Source organism: Collimonas sp. PA-H2 (assembly GCF_002564105.1).
Lineage (GTDB): Bacteria > Pseudomonadota > Gammaproteobacteria > Burkholderiales > Burkholderiaceae_D > Collimonas.
Map to the genome: position 1 here is coordinate 5,421,303 of NZ_PDBX01000001.1, position 17,535 is coordinate 5,438,837.

At 59.9% G+C, this 17,535-nt stretch carries 14 protein-coding genes; 6 read left to right on the forward strand and 8 right to left on the reverse strand.

Annotated features, from left to right (window positions below; translation table 11 throughout):
- The first annotated feature begins 59 nt into the window (after nucleotides 1–59).
- Nucleotides 60–680 carry a phosphatase PAP2 family protein gene (locus BCF11_RS24905; protein WP_098497687.1) on the forward strand — a complete coding sequence of 207 codons (621 nt, stop codon included), beginning with the start codon at nucleotides 60–62 and terminating at the stop codon, nucleotides 678–680.
- A gap of 21 nt (nucleotides 681–701) precedes the next feature.
- On the opposite strand, the gene BCF11_RS24910 is transcribed toward BCF11_RS24905, so the two are convergent.
- Genes BCF11_RS24910 through BCF11_RS24920 form a run of 3 tightly spaced genes read right to left on the reverse strand, consistent with a single transcriptional unit; the run spans nucleotide 702 to nucleotide 2,488 of the window.
- Nucleotides 702–1,103, reverse strand: coding sequence for an Hpt domain-containing protein (locus BCF11_RS24910; protein ID WP_143751466.1), 402 nt, complete (start codon nucleotides 1,101–1,103; stop codon nucleotides 702–704).
- 18 nt (nucleotides 1,104–1,121) lie between these two features.
- Nucleotides 1,122–1,487: a response regulator gene (locus BCF11_RS24915; RefSeq protein WP_098497131.1), complete on the reverse strand. Its 366-nt coding sequence runs from the start codon at nucleotides 1,485–1,487 to the stop codon at nucleotides 1,122–1,124.
- Nucleotides 1,484–2,488: a sensor histidine kinase KdpD gene (locus BCF11_RS24920; protein WP_098497132.1), complete on the reverse strand. Its 1,005-nt coding sequence runs from the start codon at nucleotides 2,486–2,488 to the stop codon at nucleotides 1,484–1,486. Before BCF11_RS24920 ends, BCF11_RS24915 begins: the two co-directional genes overlap by 4 nt.
- Nucleotides 2,489–2,596: 108 nt before the next feature.
- On the opposite strand from BCF11_RS24920, the gene BCF11_RS27835 reads away from it, so the two are divergent.
- The 4 genes from BCF11_RS27835 (at nucleotide 2,597) to BCF11_RS24935 (ending at nucleotide 5,159) form a co-directional block, all read left to right on the forward strand.
- The gene (locus tag BCF11_RS27835; RefSeq protein ID WP_143751467.1) at nucleotides 2,597–2,869 is read left to right on the forward strand and encodes a hypothetical protein; all 273 of its coding nucleotides are present in this window, start codon (nucleotides 2,597–2,599) and stop codon (nucleotides 2,867–2,869) included.
- Between the two features lie 32 nt (nucleotides 2,870–2,901).
- Nucleotides 2,902–3,345, forward strand: coding sequence for a CBS domain-containing protein (locus BCF11_RS24925; RefSeq protein WP_098497133.1), 444 nt, complete (start codon nucleotides 2,902–2,904; stop codon nucleotides 3,343–3,345).
- A gap of 75 nt (nucleotides 3,346–3,420) precedes the next feature.
- Nucleotides 3,421–4,587, forward strand: coding sequence for a tetratricopeptide repeat protein (locus tag BCF11_RS24930; RefSeq protein WP_098497134.1), 1,167 nt, complete (start codon nucleotides 3,421–3,423; stop codon nucleotides 4,585–4,587).
- A gap of 287 nt (nucleotides 4,588–4,874) precedes the next feature.
- Nucleotides 4,875–5,159: a hypothetical protein gene (locus tag BCF11_RS24935; RefSeq protein ID WP_098497135.1), complete on the forward strand. Its 285-nt coding sequence runs from the start codon at nucleotides 4,875–4,877 to the stop codon at nucleotides 5,157–5,159.
- A 49-nt stretch (nucleotides 5,160–5,208) separates the two neighbouring features.
- Here BCF11_RS24935 and BCF11_RS24940 read toward each other — a convergent pair whose 3' ends face one another.
- Entirely contained in the window at nucleotides 5,209–5,757 is a 549-nt protein-coding gene (locus BCF11_RS24940) for a DUF1003 domain-containing protein (RefSeq protein ID WP_158229278.1), read from the reverse strand.
- Between the two features lie 271 nt (nucleotides 5,758–6,028).
- Here BCF11_RS24940 and BCF11_RS24945 point away from each other — a divergent pair, with 271 nt between their 5' ends.
- Nucleotides 6,029–6,712, forward strand: a complete 684-nt coding sequence (locus tag BCF11_RS24945) for an HAD family hydrolase (RefSeq protein ID WP_098497137.1) — start codon at nucleotides 6,029–6,031, stop codon at nucleotides 6,710–6,712.
- Between the two features lie 34 nt (nucleotides 6,713–6,746).
- Here the strand turns inward: BCF11_RS24945 and BCF11_RS24950 are convergent, their stop codons facing one another.
- The 4 genes from BCF11_RS24950 to BCF11_RS24965 all read right to left on the reverse strand — a co-directional run bounded on the left by BCF11_RS24950 (nucleotide 6,747) and on the right by BCF11_RS24965 (nucleotide 17,465).
- On the reverse strand, nucleotides 6,747–7,223 hold the full coding sequence (locus BCF11_RS24950) for a DUF4019 domain-containing protein (protein WP_158229279.1): 477 nt from the start codon (nucleotides 7,221–7,223) through the stop codon (nucleotides 6,747–6,749).
- A 196-nt stretch (nucleotides 7,224–7,419) separates the two neighbouring features.
- On the reverse strand, nucleotides 7,420–8,436 hold the full coding sequence (locus tag BCF11_RS24955) for an OmpA family protein (RefSeq protein WP_098497139.1): 1,017 nt from the start codon (nucleotides 8,434–8,436) through the stop codon (nucleotides 7,420–7,422).
- 73 nt (nucleotides 8,437–8,509) lie between these two features.
- Nucleotides 8,510–12,001, reverse strand: coding sequence for a hypothetical protein (locus BCF11_RS24960; RefSeq protein WP_098497140.1), 3,492 nt, complete (start codon nucleotides 11,999–12,001; stop codon nucleotides 8,510–8,512).
- Nucleotides 11,991–17,465 carry a DUF11 domain-containing protein gene (locus BCF11_RS24965; protein WP_158229280.1) on the reverse strand — a complete coding sequence of 1,825 codons (5,475 nt, stop codon included), beginning with the start codon at nucleotides 17,463–17,465 and terminating at the stop codon, nucleotides 11,991–11,993. The genes BCF11_RS24960 and BCF11_RS24965 overlap by 11 nt, the downstream gene beginning before the upstream one ends.
- Nucleotides 17,466–17,535: the final 70 nt, after the last annotated feature.

Below are 17,535 nucleotides of genomic sequence, written 5' to 3' on the forward strand. Positions count from 1 at the left end.
GTCGTCAGGGGCAGGCGTTTACCACCACATTTCAGGTACCGGTTCCTATGCTTTCATGGATGCAAATCAGTAAAATCGGCAGCAGCAACGTCATGCTTCCGGCCGCCGTCGCCATTGCAATCTGGCTGACAGCCGGAGCGGCGCGCCGCCTGTTCTTGTCTTGGTGCCTGCTGTTTGCCGGCGGACTCATGCTGGTCGCGGCGTCGAAGATTGCTTTCGTCGGCTGGGGCATCGGCATAGAGGCGATTGATTTCACCGGCTTCAGCGGCCACGCCATGCGTTCCGCCGCGATTCTCCCGACGTTCTTCTATCTCATTTTCCGGCAGCAGGTATTTGCGCTGCGCTGGTCGGCCGCGATGTCAGGAGCCGGCCTGGCGGCGCTGATCAGCCTGTCGCGGGTGCAGCTGCATTTCCATTCGGTGTCGGAAGCGCTGAGCGGCTTCCTGCTTGGCCTGGCGGTCGGCCTGTGCTTTATCTGGCATGCGGAAAATTCGCCGAAGCCGAGCTTGAACCGCTCATTGGTGGTTGCCAGTTTTGTGGCGCTGCTGGTTGCCTCGTTCGCTAAACCCGTCCCGACCCAGAAGCTGATCGAAGGCACGGCGCTCTGGCTTTCCGGCCACCCTGCGGCAATCGCCGAACATCGGCTTCAAAGCGATACCAGCGTTTTGCAGATCAACTGAAAACCGGCGCCAAGGCCACCTTCAGCACCGAACAGCCGACTCTTCGCTATCCGCAAGAAAGCGCCGTACTTCTTGCATCGTCAGCTCAATTTCGACTTGCAGCTTTGAAAAACTGTCGCCCCCCCACGGCAATTTTTGCCGTTTGAACTCTGCGTCGATCTGATCCAGCATCCTTACCGCAGCATGCGCTCCGGCGATCAGCAAAGAGCCTTTCAGGGCGTGGCATTCGTGTCTCGCCACAACTACATTCTGCGCCCGGACGGCAGCCTCCAGCCTGCCGAACTGCTCGCCGGCGACCAGCAGAAACAGCGCACACAATTCGGCACAGACGGCCTTGTCTTGATAGGCATGCCTCAAAAATGTCTGAGGGCTGAAGTGATCGCAGGTCTGGAGTTGCATGTCCGGATTGATTGACCTTTTCATGTAGTCTGCGGAATATCACTAATATGATCCATCGGGATCCACCGCCGCCAGAATCTGCCGGCGCGAGGCCGGCTTGACCACGATGGCATCGAAACCGGCGGCCCTGAACGAAGCCAGCTCCCCCTCCATCGCGTACGCGGTATACGCCACTACGCGCGGCGCGAATGTATTCAGACGGCTCTTGACGATGTGGCAGAACTCTTTGCCGTTGATATCCCGCATGCCGATGTCAGTCAGTATGACATCGACCGGGTTCTTGTTCAGGTAGTGCAAAGCATCGGAAGCGCAAGTGAGAACCTGCACCGAATACCCCGCCCGGGTCAGGATGACCTTGGCAAGGTTGCTGTTCAGAGGATTGTCATCCACTACCAGTATGAGCTTCATCGCACCTTCTTATCCGTGCCCGCCTTGGAGACCGGCAGCGTAAAAGTGAATATGGAGCCGCGCTCAAGCCGCGACTGAACGCCTATCGCGCCGCCCATGCATTTCACCAGCTCCTTAGCCAACGCCAGCCCCATGCCGCTACCCGCCTGCGCGCGCAGGTCTGATCCGTCCACCTGCGTGAATTTTTCAAAAATGGCGTCCCGAAAACTGGCAGGAATGCCTTCGCCGGTATCGATCACCTTGAATATCAAACTGCCGTTGCCATGAAAAATCCGTACGGTTACCGCGCCCTGATTAGTATATTTCACTGCGTTATGAATCAAATTATTCAGCACCCTCACCAGCTTGCTGCGGTCACAGGCAATTTCGACCGGCAATCCAGGGTTCAACGCCAGGCGCAGGCCGATCTTCTTGCGCATTGCCGTCGATGCATGTCCCGCGACAATCTGCTGCATCAGGTCACGCAGATTTTCCACGGCCAGGAACACTTCCATTTTTCCAGCAGCGATGCGCTCCAGGTCCAGCACTGAATTGACCAGCAGCAGCAGATGCGTGCCGCTATCATGGATCGCTTGGGCAAAATGCCAGGCGTCGGTGCCGGCCAGGTCCTCCCGCAACAGTTCGGCGTAACCCAGGATGCCATTCAAAGGCGTTCTCAGTTCATGCGACACATTGGCCAGAAACTGCGATTTCGCCTGATTGGAGAATGCTGCCGCACGCCGCGTTTTTATCAAGCCGTTAGCCAGGAACAAAATGAACATGGCAAGCATCAGCACCACCACCGTCGCAAACATCGCCAGCGCATAGGCCCGCCGCTTATGCATCTGCGCATGGCCGGCGCCAAGCGGCGCATCGAGCATCGTAATCTGGTCCGCGTAGAGCAGATCGGCTTGCGCGTCCAGAATAAAAGCCCGTTGCCCGCTCTCTCGCTCAGCTCCGTCATAGAGAGTCACCACCCATATGCAGGCGATCAAGGCGCCGGCAAAAAGAAAGATCGCCATGCGGATGCCCGACTTGCGCGGCGCAACAATTGCATCAGATGACCTGGTTATTTTTTTCAGTACGGTTGTAAAACTAAAAACGGCCACTGAAATTCATTTTCATAAGGAATGAAGCTTGCGCTTCCAAACGATGGCGTCACTGCGCTGGCATGCTCTGCCCTCGGAGGTCGCCGCCCGGCGGCTGATCAAGTTCAGGATCCGCTATTAAATGCTATGCTTGAGAAAATTAAATTTCCGCAATGCAATATTAGTGCAGTAATCCGTCTTTTTGTACTGTCAGATTTGCCAGTCGCCAGTCGCGATCCGCGCCGCCGACGAAGAGGCTTGCAATTCGAATACGAACGCGCTACTTTCTTACTAAAGTACGGCTGGAAATATTGATGCAACCACAGGCTTGTCTGAAAGGACCGCAGATGAAAAGCGTCGCACAAATTCTTAAGACCAAGCAAAACCAGGCCGTCTACACCATTTCGCCGGCGGCCAAGGTATTCGACGCCATAAAGATGATGTCCGATCAAAGCGTCGGCGCCTTGCTGGTGACGGAGGGAGACGTCATTGTCGGCATCGTCACAGAGCGCGACTATGCCCGGAAAATGATACTCAAGGGCCGCTCGTCGACAGACACCTCCGTGCGCGACATCATGACCTCCTCCGTCATGTACGTGCGTCCGGAAGACACCAATGAGCAGTGCATGGCGCTGATGACCGAGAATCGCCTGCGCCACCTGCCGATCCTGGATAACGGCAAGCTGATCGGCATCATTTCCATCGGCGACCTGGTGAAAGATATCATTTCCGAGCAGCAGTTCATCATCCAGCAGCTCGAGCACTACATCATGGGCCGCCCCCCGGCTTGAGCAAATCGGGTATATATTAGGTGAATACGGCAGTACGTCGTCTCGAAACGGCATTTTTCGACATGGTGGCCGCAGATGAAAAACTGGGTAGTCCTGCCTTTCTGCATCATGCTCGCCGCCTGCGTCTCTGCACCGCAGGCGCCGCGGGCGGATAATCTGTTCAACGATCAATTGTTCGCGCCGCCCTCGCAACGCATCAGCGCCGATGACGTATTTGCGCTCAGCCCACCCATGCAGCAATACCTGCACAGTGAGGAAATCGCCTATCAGATGCATGCCAAAGGCATGCAACAAGGCTTGTTCGATGCCTTGTACAACAAGAAACAGCTGAAACTGGACTACAACTCAGAACATACCCGCAATGCCGCGCAAACCTTTGCCGCTCGTTCCGGAAACTGCCTGTCTCTGGTGATCATGACTGCCGCTTTCGCCAAGCAGCTGGGACTACCGATCGAATACCAGACAGTATTGATCGATCAGTCCTGGACCCGCAACGACGACATCTATTTTGCCAGCGGACACGTCAACATCACACTCGGTAAAAAACTGAGCGACGTCCGCACCCGGTTCGACCAGGCCAGCCTGCTGACCATCGACTTCCTGCCGCCGGAAGAGATCAGTGGGCAGAGTCGCCTGGATATCCGCGAAAATACGGTCGTCGCCATGTACATGAACAACCAGGCCGCGGAAGCGCTGGCCGCGCATCAGCAGGACGACGCCTATTGGTGGGTGCGCGAAGCCATCAGGCAAGATCCCGGATTCCTGGCTTCGTACAATACGCTGGGCGTGATCTACCGGCGTCACGGCAATCCGCAGCAAGCCGAACGTGCATTCACGCAAGTGCTTGAGAGCGAGCCCGACAACACCGTCGTCATATTCAATCTGATCGACGTTCTCAACGAACTTGGCCAGACGGTGCGTGCCACGGCATTGGGCGCCAGGCTCGCGCAATTGCAGCCGGTAGCGCCGTTCCAGGCATTCAACCAGGGCATGGCGGCAATGCGGGCGGGAGATTACAAGACTGCCAAGCTGCAATTCACCAAAGAAATCGCACGCGATCCTTACTATCACGAATTCCAGTACTGGCTCGGCATCGCCTGCCTGCGGCTGGGAGAAATCGATCAGGCAGTACAGCACCTGAGCATCGCCTTGGAGAGCAGCACTACCCGCAGCGATCATGACCTGTACGCCGCCAAGCTTGACCGCGTGAAATCTTACCGCGCGCCGCTGCTGGTGCACTGACCAGCACGGCGCTGGCTGGATCAACGCCATTTTCAATAAAATTTACGAAGGCAACGCCGCCGTAAATCCGGGCCGGGAATTCGCGCATCCGCGCATCAATCGCATGCTTGTGTGCGGTAGGTAGCTTGCGTTTTACGAAGACGTTCTTCGCTATTGAGACATTGTTGTTCTATGTAAATATACGCGTGGAAATCGCGCAACAATATAGTTAAATGATGTCAAATATTCGCTTTAATTGTAGAGAACGATTTAAGATCAAATCGTCTCCATACGAAAGAGGTGCCGACATGGGATGGCTGAACAGATTGGCGACGAAATATATCCTGACGCCGGAAAAGCTGGCTGAAAACGAACTGCGCGACACCCGCCTGGCCTTATATCAAGCGGAGCGACAGTTGCTCGAAGCAGAAATGCGGGTGGATTACTATCGCAACGTCTTGTCTTTCCTCGAGGCCATCGCCGCCGACGGCGTCGAAAAAGTGGCCGACACGCAAAGACAAAAACCATCTATCCAGCTGCAGGGACCGCAAAGACTTACCCCGGAGCTCAGCTCTTATCGCGGGGCAGCCTGAGGCCTGTTAAAAGATAGACCGCAGCGCTGCCGATGATTGCGCACAGCCGCTATTTACGCTCGCGACTGGCGTGAACATCGCGCCGCTGGTCTAGCGCCGTCAATACCTGGTGCGGATCGGTGGGCTGTTGCATTGCTTCGGCTTCCGGGTCGTGGCGATCTTTTACCATCGGCAGATCACGCCGCAATTCCTCGATCAGATTGATCAGCTTGGTGGTCTTTTGCTCGGTCAGCAAATTCACCTGCAGTTCCAGGTGCTGGCGTTGCTCCTCAAATCTGGCGAGACGGTTTTGCTTGATCAGGACCACCGTCGTAATCAACAGGGCGCACAGGCTGACTATGCCCTGCAGCCAGAAAAAAGGCGGCGGATCGAAGTGGTGCCAGCCAGCGGCCCGCCCGACCAGGCTGAGCAATATCCACAGCGCGACAAACAGCAATATCACACTTAAAAAATAAGGCCGTCCGACGAAACTGCTGACATATTCAAGCAGACGTTGCGAATGGCTGAGCTTTTGCTCTTCCTGCTGATAGAACGCCAGAATACTTTCGATATTCTGGCCGATCTGAGCCGCCGGTTCGGCCTGGTCCTGGTTATCCATGGCAAACTCCATTGTTCCGAGGCATGCGGTCCGTTCCATGCACCGCCTCTTATCTTATACCCTACTCGCCTGGCGTTGCCCTTGCAATTTCACAGGCAAACCGCACTTGCCTGTAACGTCATTCTGGCTGACAAGATACTCATGTCGACATGTGACAGAATAGCGAAATCCCGCCGCTTCGGCGCATAGTTGAAAATCACCGGCCATGCCATCCTCCGCAATCGGTAAGCAAGGATGGCCACCGGCACAACCCGCACGCCCAAGGACCGCCATGGCAGCAATGGATAAAGTAGTGTTTCTGCTGGACGTAGACAACACTATGTTCGACAACGATCGCCTGATCGCCGACCTGATGCGGCATCTGGCGCAAGGGTTCGGCTCCGCCAGACGCGACAGCTACCAGGCTATCCTGGAGCAGCTGCGCGCGGAACTCGGTTATGTCGATTATCTCGGCGCCATGCAGCGCTTCCGGCTGGCCAATATGCACGATACGAAAACGCTGCTGATGTCGGCATTCCTGATCGATTATCCGTTTGCCGACCTGATCTATCCGGGCGTGGCGGCGGCCGTCGCCCATCTCAGACAATGGGGCCGCACTGTGATCCTGTCCGACGGCGACGTCGTCTTCCAGCCGCGCAAGATCCAGCGCTCCGGCCTGTGGCAGTTGGTCGACGGCCAGGTGCTGATCTATGTCCACAAGGAACAGATGCTGAACGATGTAGCGCGGCTGTATCCGGCCCGCCATTACGTCATGGTGGACGACAAGCTGAGTATCCTGAGCGCCATGAAGAATGCCTGGGGAACGCAACTCACCACGGTGTTTCCCCGCCAGGGCCACTATGCGCTGGATCCGGGAAATATCGCCGCCTATCCGCCAGCCGACGTCACAGTGGAACATTTTAGCGACCTGCTGAAACAGGATTTTTCCGCGCTGGCCAGATCAAGTGCCGGGTGATGCGGCGCGGATACGGCCAGGTACAGTTTCATGTTTACTTCGGCGCGGCTGCTGCCGGCGCCGGCGGCACGAATTTCGTGATGATATAGCCGACTGGTATCCATTTATCGCCGGCCTGCACCAGCGACACCTTTTCTACCGTCGGCGCATTGGCGAAACGCGAGACAAAAGCGATATTCAGGTACTCGCCGGGCGGCAGATCAGGCGGGTTGGTGGCATGGGCGATCTGCTCCCAGCGGCGGCTGGTCAGCGCTCCCAGTTCCGTCTTCACTGCGGCCAGGTATTTCTGCCAGTCTTCCTTGCTGGTGCTTTTTTGCATGGTGGGGCTGCTCAAGGACCACATGCGGTCGGCCTGATTGCTGTCGGCCAGCGCAACCCATTGTGAAGCCGTGGCAACCGCGCTGTCGATCGATGCGGTTGACTGGGCCAATGCCGGATTGGCGGCCAGCAAGCCAGCCACGGCAAATCCAGCGGCGCCGGAGATTTTTTTTAGCGATAGCAATGCAGTCATTTTTCTCTTTCCAATAGGCAAAATACAGATTCGGAAACGGGCATGCGTCCTTATCATAAACGAAATTATTCCTTATCCAATCTCGCCAAGTGCTGTTGCAGGCAGGGTTATCCGGGCCTAGCCTCGCCAGAGCGTACTCCCGCGGACGGAAAAAACGGCCCAACAGGGCCGTTTCTGATGCTTGCTAAATCGGCGATCATTCGGCGGTAATCGCCACTTCCACCCTGCGGTTAGGCTGCAGGCACGCCAGCAAGGCAGGCCGCGGCTTGACGCCGGCGCACGCCACCAGCTGATCCTGCAGGCCGCGTCCTTCCACGCCGATCGGCGCCGTCACGCCATGGTCCTGCAGATAGCGCTTCACGGTATTGGCGCGCGCCAGGCTCAAACGCTGGTTGTATGCAGCACTGCCCAGGCGGTCGGTATAGCCGGTGACCTTGATGGCGGTAATGGTTACCTTGCGCGTCGCCAGTTTCAGCGCCAGATCGTCCAGTTCGGCGCGGCCTTTCGGCAGCAGGTCCTTGCTGTCTGATTTATCGAACTGGAACAAGGCATCTGCCGACAGCGTGATTTTCTCCGGTTGCACCGGCGGCGTCACCAGCTTGACCGGCGCACCGCAATTTGCCGCCGATTTTTCCGCACCGCCGGCCAGGTCTTCCGCAATCTGTACATAAGGCTTGGCGTGGCGCCAGCCGGCGTCATGAATTTCATTGCCGGCGTGGACCAGTTCTACCTCGCCGCAAGCGGTCTGCTGGCCCGCGCAGGAGAATCCGGCCGACTGCTTCAGCGCGTCGTACCTGGTCCACAGATCGGGCCGCAATTTTTCCGCATGATTGACCAGCGGCGTAGCCCAGCCGGCATCTTGCCCGGCTTCCAGGGCGCCGATGATACGCTGGCTTTCGCTCAGGGCAGCTTGCGGAAAGCCGCCGCGATCGTTGCGGCTGTATTCGTGGAAGGAGACGTCCAGCCAGCACTGCGCCTTGGACAACTGATAGTCCGCCACTCTGCGGCCGCCGTCGTTGAGCGTCTTGATGCGTTGCTGCGTCGCGCTATATACACCGTAGTCGCGATCGATGACGCCGTCGCTGATGCGGTCTTGCTGGGACGCCAGGGCGCCTGGCGCGGGCGGATTCGGCGCCATATGGACGCATGCGGCCAGCGTCAACGCGATCAGGGCAGCGGCTGCGGAACGGCTTGGAATGGGCGTCAACTTCATGGTGTTCCTTTCTGTGTTGAGCTCGTGTTTAAGCGCATGTTCAAGCTCGTATCCGGATCTGCAAACCGAGGCATCATTTGTCGCGCGCCAGCGCCGGATTGACGGCGGCGTTCTTGCTGCCGAACAGATCTTCGTCAAACTTGAAGCGCACCCGCAGATAAATGCCGCGATTGGTGTAGTCCGAGCCGCTCAGGTCGCTGGCGCTGAAGCCGCGCCAGTTGAATCCGGCCGACAGCCATAGATTGTCCTGTAGCTGGTAGCCTGCCTCGAAGCCTTGCGCATATTGCTTGCTGCTGCCTTGCGGACTGTACAGCACCGAGCTCAGGGCGCTAATGTCCCAGCGCTTGGAAATGTCGTAAGTGACGCGCCCGCTCAGCAGATAGGCTTGGTAAGTGTTGTTGGTGCCGTCGAAATAATCGCGCCGCCACTCCGCCGCGGCACGGCCATCCAGCCACCATGGGCGGCTCGGATGATAATCCGCGTGCATCGAAATGATGTGCTTGTCGAAGCCCTGGCTGGCGTTCTCGTCGCTGCCGCCGATGCCGCCCAGGCTGTCTGTAGTACTGGGTGGCACGTACTGGTTCAAGCCGCTCTTGTCGCGCTGCAGCCAGTATTCGTAACGCGCCAGTACATTCAGGCGATTGGTGTCGGTGTCGCGGAAGGCGATGCCGGTCTGCAGGCGGTTTTCCCATAGATTGCCGGTGTGGCCGCGATTGTCGGTGTAGAGGAAATAATTGCGGCCCAGGAAAGTCCAGTCGCGGCTGATCTTGCGCGCCGCCGTCAGGGTCGACAGATAGGTATCGTTGCCGGCCAGGAAAGAGGTGGCCGGCGCCACCTGCGTATTGGCGGTATTGACCACGGTGTAGGTCAGGTCTTGCGTGCGCCGCCATTCCAGCCTGCCGCCCAGCAGCCACAGCTCGCTGGGCCGCCATTCGACGCCGCCGGTCAAGGCATACGCGCTCTGAGTCTGGCCGCGCATGGCGTTCAGGTATTCGGCCGAGGTGGTGAGCTTGAGCGTGTCGCTTATGTCCCAGGCATTGCGCAAGCCGTTGGCCCACTGCAGCTGGTTGCCGTCGATCGCATCGCGCATGCGGTATTCGGAAAACACGCTCTGGTTTTTCATGTATTCGTTATCGATGCCGAATACAAAGGCGTTGCTGTTATAGACGCCGTTGGTGGCTTGCGGCGACGACAGCCCGGTCAGCCATTCGTACTTCGCATACAGGCGGCCCGATTCGGAGAAATGATAGGCGGTGCCAAGCGCGGCGCGATGATAGTTGTTGCCGCCGATGCCGTTTTCGTATTCGCCGGTCAGATCGACTTTCTCCGTCATCTTGTAGGTGCTGCGCAGGCGCAAGCCGGTGCTCTGGTAGCTGACCCCGGCCAGGCCGAAATTGCCGCCGTTGAGGCCGTAGCCGGTCTGCGGATTGAGCACGCTGTAACCGGAACCGAAAGTCGATTGCGGGCTGACCAGCAAGCCGCTGCCGATACCGAGCGGCGTGTTGACGTAGCTGCCGGCATCCTCGCGCGTATGAGTCAAGCCGAGATCGACGTCCAGCTTGGGCGTCACCGCATAGCTGACGCCGGCGGCGCCGGCATCGCGCTGCGCTTCCGCCACCCGGTCCTTGCTATGGGTACCTTCGACATAAGCGCTCCAGCGCTCGTCGATTTTCTTGGTGACCTTGAGCGCACCCTCTTCCCGCCCTTGCGCCAGCGACGCCGCAGGATTGTTGAAATAAGGATCGCTGCGGCCGAAGTAGGCACGCGCCTGCAAGTCATCGGTCTGGTGCAAGGCTTCGACCCGCCAGGCATTGCCGGTAACGTCTCGCAGCAAGCCGCCGGCGGCGGCACCGGACTGGCCCGCGGCCGGCTGCAGGCTGAAGGGATTGCCCAGCAGGCTGGAACCGACATCGCTGCCCAGCACGCTTTTGCTGCGTGCATACTCAGCCACGATCGCGGTGTTTTCGCCCAGCTTGACGGTGGCATTCCCGCTCATCAGGGTATACGGGGTGTAGGGATTCTTGTCTTTAACGTAGCTGCCGCCGACTTCCAGCATCTTGCCCAGCTTGAACTGGCCATCCAGGCCATACACCCAGAAAGTCTCGCCGCCGGCATCGACTTCATAAGTGATGCGCAGCGAATTAGGATTGCCGTTGGCATCCACCGAGGGCACCGGCTGGTTCAGCAGGATACGCCCTGAGAACGGTTCGAAAGTATAGTCGGCATAACGCTGCAAAGGCTGCACCATCAGGATCACGGCCGGCTGATAGCGGTCACGGGTGACGATCTCGACCTTTTCCGAGCCCACCACGGCGTTCGCCTTGGCCACCGAAAACGGTCCGGAGGTGCCCTGCGCCGCGAACTCCTGCACCAGTTGCACCAGCGTGTCCTTGGTGACAAAGGCGTTAGCCAGAATGCCGTCCTTATCGTAATGGCCGCGGGCGCCGTTGATGCTGCGGCTGTAATTGCCCAGGTCGCGCTTGCGCAGATTGGCGACGCTGCCGCCGCCGGTTTGCTGGCTGAAACCGTCGCCGGTGTTGAAATCGCCGTACAGCAAATACGATTTATCTTTATCTATCCGCACATACAGCTTGGAAACCGACTGTGCATCGAAGCCCTTGATTGAAGCGTCGCCATATACCGGATAATAGGCATCCGGCCGGATATCCCTGAACAGCCTGGCGCTGGTGTCCTTGTCGGAATCGTAGGCCATGGTCAGCAACGCATCGCCCTTGATTTTCCCTTTCAGGAAAAAGGCCGTGCGCAAGGCGCCATAGCGCTTGCCGTCGCCGCTGCTGCGGGCCCAGCTGTTTATCTCTTGTTCGAAACCGTCGCCGCGCTGGCTGCCGGAAAGCTGCAGCGGCGACTTGCTGTCAAAGTGAATGATGCCTTCGATCAGGCCGACCCCGAGCATTTCACGCAATTCCGGCACGAAGCTGATCACGCCCTGCGCCTGGGCGCGGCCGGCGCTGATGCGCACCGTGACGTCCTGCGGCTGGTACGGCGCCAGCAACAGCACTTCGGCCTTGCCGTCCGTTACCTTGACCTGGGTGCCGGGGGTGATGCGGTCGCGGTCGGTGCGGCCCGGGCCGAACTCGTCGGTGCTGGCCCCGGGCAGCTGGATACGGCCGCCGGACGCTTCCACCGTAATGGTGGTCTCGCCAGTGATCAGCTGCCCCTTGTAATCCAGCACGCTGATGCTCAGATGCGCAGGTGTCTGGCCGTCGGCCGGCAAGCTGTCCTGGTCGACTTCGACCCGGATCAGGCCGACCTTGCGGTTGGCGCCATAGTTAGCGCCCTCAATCCGGTCCGGGTAGACTTGCGGGCCGCTAGTCAGGTTGCTGTTGCCGCCGTTTAGCGCCGGCAGGTTCAGGCCGTTCTGATAGAAATGGCTATCGGTATTGAACTGGCTTGCCGGCGGGCCGAAATCCTTGCGCGCGCCGTCCGCATCCTGTGCCCAGAGCGGCCAGGCATGCATCAACGCCAGGGTCAGCACGCTCAATCTGGTGCGGCGCATGTGCATGGCTGTCCGGCGCTGGCCGGCAATAGCGTGCTTATTGCCCATGACGGCCTCCCTGGCTGCTCTCTTGTTGCTGCATTTCCAGCTGCTGCAAAGGCGTGTCGCGTTCACTGCGGGTGTCCGGCACCGGCGGCGGATCGCCAACACCGCTGGCGCGCGGCTTGACGATGCTCTGGTTAGCGCTGTCAGTTCCTTGCTGCGGATAGTCCGGGGCTCTGCCTTCGAACTTGAGCACGGCGCCGCGCTTTTTCTCGCTCTGCGGGGCATCGATTTCGCCCTGGCTGCGGCGTGCCTTGACTTGTTCCATGACCGGATTCGAGCATGAACCTTCGATAAAGTCGGCACGCTGCAATTCACCGTTCTTCAAGTCCAGGAACAGACTGTTGGCGTCGCCGGCATTGCGGTTGCTGCTGACCACCAGGCGGCTGCCGCGCGGCAAGGTGGTCTGGTCCACTTTCAGCACGTGGGTACGCGGCGACAAGCCGCAGAAGCTGTATTTGCCTTCGACGTCGCTAACCAGGAAAGTGCCGTCCTCGACATACAGGCGTACGCCGGGAATCCCAAGCTCTTCCTTGTCCTTGATCTGGTTACCGTTGCAATCGACGAAGATCATCCCTACCACGCAAGCATCGTTGGTGAAGACGCCGCCAGTGACTCTCACTTTGAACTGAGACTGGTTGGCGCAGTTGACCTTGCTATTGCCCGGACAGGTCGCGGTAGCGCGACTGATGCCGTCGCCGTTCATGGCGCCCACTCCCAGCCGCACACGGGTGGTGACAGTCACGCTGGCGTGGGGATTGATGACATCCACCACCGTGGTCAGCGCCGGACCGGGACCGCCATCCTGCTTGACCAGGGTAGCGCCGGTGACATGGGTGCTTTTGTCGATGGCACGGAAGCCATTCGGCAAGTCGAGCACGATATTCGGCTTGGGCACCGCGGCGTCGCCGGTATTGGTCACATTGGTGGTGTAGGTGACCAGGTCTCCCAGTTCGGCTTCCTTCTTGTTGGCGGTCTCGACCACCACCAGCACCGTTGCGCTGACGATGCTAGTGGCGTCGCTGCTGCAGTGATCGCTGTCGTTGCACGATGTTCCCGGCGTCAGCGGCACGAACGGATCGCCGCCACCGGAGACGCTGGCGTAATTGGTCAGCGTACCGTTCGCGGTGGCTGCCACATTCACAGCGTAAGTCAGGCTGACGCTGGCGCCGACTGCCAGCGGCGCCGACGGCGTAAAGTCGAAGTTCACACTCTGGCCGCTGGCAGTGACGTTGCTGACGCTGCCGCCGGTGCTGGCGACCGAAGCGGGAAGCAGGCTCATGCCGGCCGGAAGCAGATCCTGCACATGGATGGCGCCGCTGCTGGGACCGCCCTTCTGGTTGCTGATGGTGACGGTATACGTGCCGCTGGCGCCGGCGGAAAAACTGCCGAGATGGCTCTTGACCAGTTTCAGCGATGACGCCGGCGCTGCAATCGCAGCGGCGTCGCTGCTGCAGCGGCTGGCGTCGCTGCAAGCGGCTCCCGGCGTCTGCGGCGCCGTCGGATCGCCGCCGCCGGAAACGCTGGCGTAGTTGGTCAGGCTGCCGCCGGCACTGGCGGCGACGCTGACGCCGTATGTCACGGCGACCGAGCCTTTGGCCGGAATCGGCGTGGCCGGGGTCAGGTCGAAGTTCACGCTCTGGCCGCTGCTGGCGATATTGCTGATCGCGCCGGCGCTGCTGGCGATGGAATTAGGCAGCAGGCTGAAACCAGCCGGCAGCAGGTCACCAAGGTGGATCACGCCGCTGGTGGCGACGTCGCCGCTGTTGCTGATGGTGAGCGTGTAATTGCCGTTGGCGCCGGCCACGATATTGCCGGTGTGGCTCTTGACCAGCTTGAGCGCCGGCGCGTCGGTAATGACGGTGGTGTCGCTGCTGCAATGCATGCTGTCGCCGCAGCCGGCTCCCGGCGGCAGGCGGCTGCTGAAACCGTCGCCGCCGTTCATGCTGACGTAGTTGGTGAGCGAACCGGCGGCGCCGGCCGCCACGTTCACGCCATAGGTTAGGCTAACATTGCCGGTGGACGGAATCGGTACCGCGGGCGTAAAGTCGAAAGTCAACAGCTGGCCGCTCAGCACGATATTGCTGACGGCGCCGTTGCTGCTGCTGATCGAATTAGCCTGCAAGCTGATTCCGGCCGGCAGCAGGTCGCTGATGTGGATCACGCCGGTGCTGGGAGCCAGGCCGTCGTTGCTGATGGCCAGGCTGTAGCTTCCGCTGCCGCCGACGGTGAAATTACCGCTATGGGTTTTTGTGATCTTCAGGCTGGGTGCGGCGATCGGATTGACCACCGGATTGCAGACGTTAGGATCGAGCAGCTCGGCCGGGGTTTCCTTGAGCGGGTCTACCGGCAGCCGGCAGTTGGCGTTAGGCGGACTGAAGTTGCACGCCACGCTGTTCGACGGGCTGCAGCTGGACGTGGTCGGCGTGGTAGCTACATTCACCAGGCTTTCCGTGGCCGGATTGTTGACCTTGACGTTCAATATCAGCGTGATGAATTCCGAACGCTTCAGGGTGCGGGCCGACGTGGTCAGGTCCCAGATTACCTTGTTGCCGCTCAAGACGCCCGGCACATCGCTGCCCGTAGTGGAAACAAAGGTGGCGCCGGCAGGCAGCGCATCGCTTACTTGCTTGACGTCGGTCGCCAGCACCAGCGGCAGGTAGCCGGGATTGGACAGCTTGATGCTATATGTCAGGTTATCCCCGGCAGCGACCGCCTGCCCTTGCAGGGAGGCCGTGCTGCCGGTTTTCGCGACGTCCTTGTTGAGCGCCGAAATCGGCGTGATGCCCAGCACCGTGAGGGTGGCGCTAGCCGGCTGGGCGTTGCTCACCCCTTGCGTGGTCTGGATCGCATTGGCGGGAATCGTATTGATCTGGTTGCCCTTGGCCGTGCCGATCACGTCGACCGTCACCACGCAGCTGTTACCGAAGGCAACGGTGGCGTTGCTGATGTTGATGGTTTGCGCGCCGGCAGCCGCGGTGACTGTCGGCGAACCGCAATTGAGCCTGGTTACATTCGGCACGAACGCCACCACCACTCCGGCCGGCAAGGCGTCGCTCAGGCTAAGGCCGGTGAAGTTGCCTGCGCTACTGGAGTTGGGATTGATGATCTGCAGGGTAAGGGTCGACAGCTCGCCGACGCCGGTGCCTTGGATATTGCTGTCTATCCTGCCGTTGCCGTTTTCCTGGAACACCACGATAGGGTTGAATCCCTTGGATACCTGCGGCTGCGATACATTGGCCTTGAAAGTCAGATTGGCGTCGACCGGACGCACATTAGTGGCGCTGGCGTCCGGATTGCCGCCGGCGTCGGTGGCGGTGACAGCATTGGCCGGGATAGTGTTGGTGGCGGTGGCGCCGGCCACCGCCAGCGGACTGGATAGATCGGCCACCACATCGAAGGTGATCGTGCATTGCGGCGCCGTGGTCGTACTGTTGAAGCCGACCAGCTGCGTCGCCTTGAACGTGAGGGTCTTGCCGCTGACCAGGAAACTCGGCGTGCCGCCGGGATTGTTGGCGCACGATACCGCCGCATTCAGGGGCGTGCTGAACATCAGCCCGCCCGGCAAGGTATCCACCGCCTGCACATTGAAGCGCGTGGTTGCCGCCGGATTCTGGATCGTGATGCTGGCCTTGGTGACGCCGTTCAGCGGCAGCGAGGTCGGATTGAAGGACTTGGCCGGGAACAGCGGCGGCGAACCGACCACCAGCGCATTGGCGGTTGCGGTCTGGCTGCCGGCCGTGCATGGCCCGGCGCCGGTACAGGCGACCACGGTATTGCTCTGCGGCGTGCCGAGCGCCGGCGGCACAAAGTTATTGTCGGCTTTCAGGCGCACTTTGATGACGCAGTTGCTGGCCCCGCCCTGGGCGATCAAGCCATTGTTGAGCGTCATGGTCTGCGCACCCGCAACAGCGGTCACAGTGCCGCCGCAGGAATTGCTCTGCAGCGCGAAAACGCGCAGGTTCGGCGCGGTTGCCGACCAGTCGTCGGCAAAGAACAAGGGCTTCAGGTCAGTGTCGACGCCGCCGCTGGGGACTATTTTATTCAGCTGTATCGTCATGTCGATCAAGCCGCCAGTCACCGTGCCTGGCGGGTGCCCCGGCGGCAATGGCGATGCTTGCGTCAGCGCCGCTTCAGTCACCAGCTGCACATAGTTTTTGGCAACGCTGATCAGGGTCGGCACCTGGCCGGGACCGGGATTTTGCAGGATGACGGTGGCGCTGGCGGCGTTATGCACTACCGGCACGCCATTCGCGACCATCGAATTGGCCGGAATGGTGTTGGTAAACGGCTGGCCGTTGGCGGCGGCCGGAACGATCACTTTGGCGGTGACCGTGCAGCTTTGGCCGGCGGCCAGGGTGGCGTTCGCCAGCCGCACCGTATTAGCGGCGGGGGAACTCACCGCGCCGCCGCTGCAGGTGGTGGAGAATCCCGGCGCGGTTGCATACACTGTCATATTCCCCGGCAGCACATCGCTCACGCCGAGTCCGGTCCAGGCTGCGCCGGTGTCGTTGAAAAGCGTCCATGTCATCGAAAATGCCTGGCCGACAAAGGCATTGACGAGTGAAAAGGATTTGGTCAGGCGGTCGGTCGGTTGCGGCGACACCGCCAGGGTGCCGGTGGTGGCTCCGGTATTCGCCAGCGGCGGCGTGACCTGGCCGTTAAGCGAGGTCAGGTCGCCAGCCCTGATGGTGTTCGACAAGTTGATGGTGCCGGCAGAAGTAGAATTGCCAACCACTTGCATGGTCACGGTACAGGTGCCGCTGGCCGGAATGGTGGCGCCGCTCAGCGAGAACTGGCTGGCGCCGGGCGCCGCGTTCAATGTGCCATTACAGGTAGTGCTGGCGCCGGCGTTGGCGACGGTCATGCCGGCCGGGAAGATGTCGTTCAGATTGGTATTGGTCAGCGGCAGGATATTCGTATTATTCAGCGTGATCGTCATCTGCGAGATCTGGCCGGAGACGATATTGTTAGGCACGAAGGTCTTGGCGCTGACTTGCGGCTGCGCCGTGTCGCGCCGGATGACTGTGAGCGACGCGCTGGCGGCTTGCGGAATGATCTCGCCATCGGCCAGGGGACCGCCAGCCGGGATCGTGTTGGTATAGATGGCGGCAGTAGTCGATACCACGTCAACCTGGAAAGTGCAGATATCGCCGAACTGGGCCGAGCCGCCGCCCACGGTCACCAGGGTGGCGCCAGGCGTGGCTGAAAGCGTGGCGCCGCACGCATTGACGATATTCGGATTGGCCGCCACCGTCACGCCGCTGGGCAGGTTGTCGGTAAGGTTGAAATTGGTGAGCGTCTTGCCGGGGGTCTGGTTGGCAATGACGATGTTCAGGTGGCTAATGTTAAATGGCGCGCGGTCTTGTATCTGCACCGGGTTGAAAGACTTGTTGACGCCGCTGACTTGGCCAAATGCTGCCGCACTCCATAAAACACTGCTGAGCGCGACCAGAATCGAAATGAACAAAGAACCACATCTGCTTTGCAGTGCAATCATTGTTGTCCTCAGTGTATTTAAATTGAGTCCGTACGCAGCG

Excerpts from the sequence above, each read along its gene's own strand:
- BCF11_RS24905 (WP_098497687.1), top strand. The coding sequence starts at position 60 with ATGCAAATCAGTAAAATCGGCAGCAGCAACGTCATGCTTCCGGCCGCC.
- BCF11_RS24910 (WP_143751466.1), bottom strand. The coding sequence starts at position 1,103 with ATGAAAAGGTCAATCAATCCGGACATGCAACTCCAGACCTGCGATCAC.
- BCF11_RS24915 (WP_098497131.1), bottom strand. The coding sequence starts at position 1,487 with ATGAAGCTCATACTGGTAGTGGATGACAATCCTCTGAACAGCAACCTT.
- BCF11_RS24920 (WP_098497132.1), bottom strand. The coding sequence starts at position 2,488 with ATGGCGATCTTTCTTTTTGCCGGCGCCTTGATCGCCTGCATATGGGTG.
- BCF11_RS27835 (WP_143751467.1), top strand. The coding sequence starts at position 2,597 with ATGAAGCTTGCGCTTCCAAACGATGGCGTCACTGCGCTGGCATGCTCT.
- BCF11_RS24925 (WP_098497133.1), top strand. The coding sequence starts at position 2,902 with ATGAAAAGCGTCGCACAAATTCTTAAGACCAAGCAAAACCAGGCCGTC.
- BCF11_RS24930 (WP_098497134.1), top strand. The coding sequence starts at position 3,421 with ATGAAAAACTGGGTAGTCCTGCCTTTCTGCATCATGCTCGCCGCCTGC.
- BCF11_RS24935 (WP_098497135.1), top strand. The coding sequence starts at position 4,875 with ATGGGATGGCTGAACAGATTGGCGACGAAATATATCCTGACGCCGGAA.
- BCF11_RS24940 (WP_158229278.1), bottom strand. The coding sequence starts at position 5,757 with ATGGATAACCAGGACCAGGCCGAACCGGCGGCTCAGATCGGCCAGAAT.
- BCF11_RS24945 (WP_098497137.1), top strand. The coding sequence starts at position 6,029 with ATGGCAGCAATGGATAAAGTAGTGTTTCTGCTGGACGTAGACAACACT.
- BCF11_RS24950 (WP_158229279.1), bottom strand. The coding sequence starts at position 7,223 with ATGACTGCATTGCTATCGCTAAAAAAAATCTCCGGCGCCGCTGGATTT.
- BCF11_RS24955 (WP_098497139.1), bottom strand. The coding sequence starts at position 8,436 with ATGAAGTTGACGCCCATTCCAAGCCGTTCCGCAGCCGCTGCCCTGATC.
- BCF11_RS24960 (WP_098497140.1), bottom strand. The coding sequence starts at position 12,001 with ATGGGCAATAAGCACGCTATTGCCGGCCAGCGCCGGACAGCCATGCAC.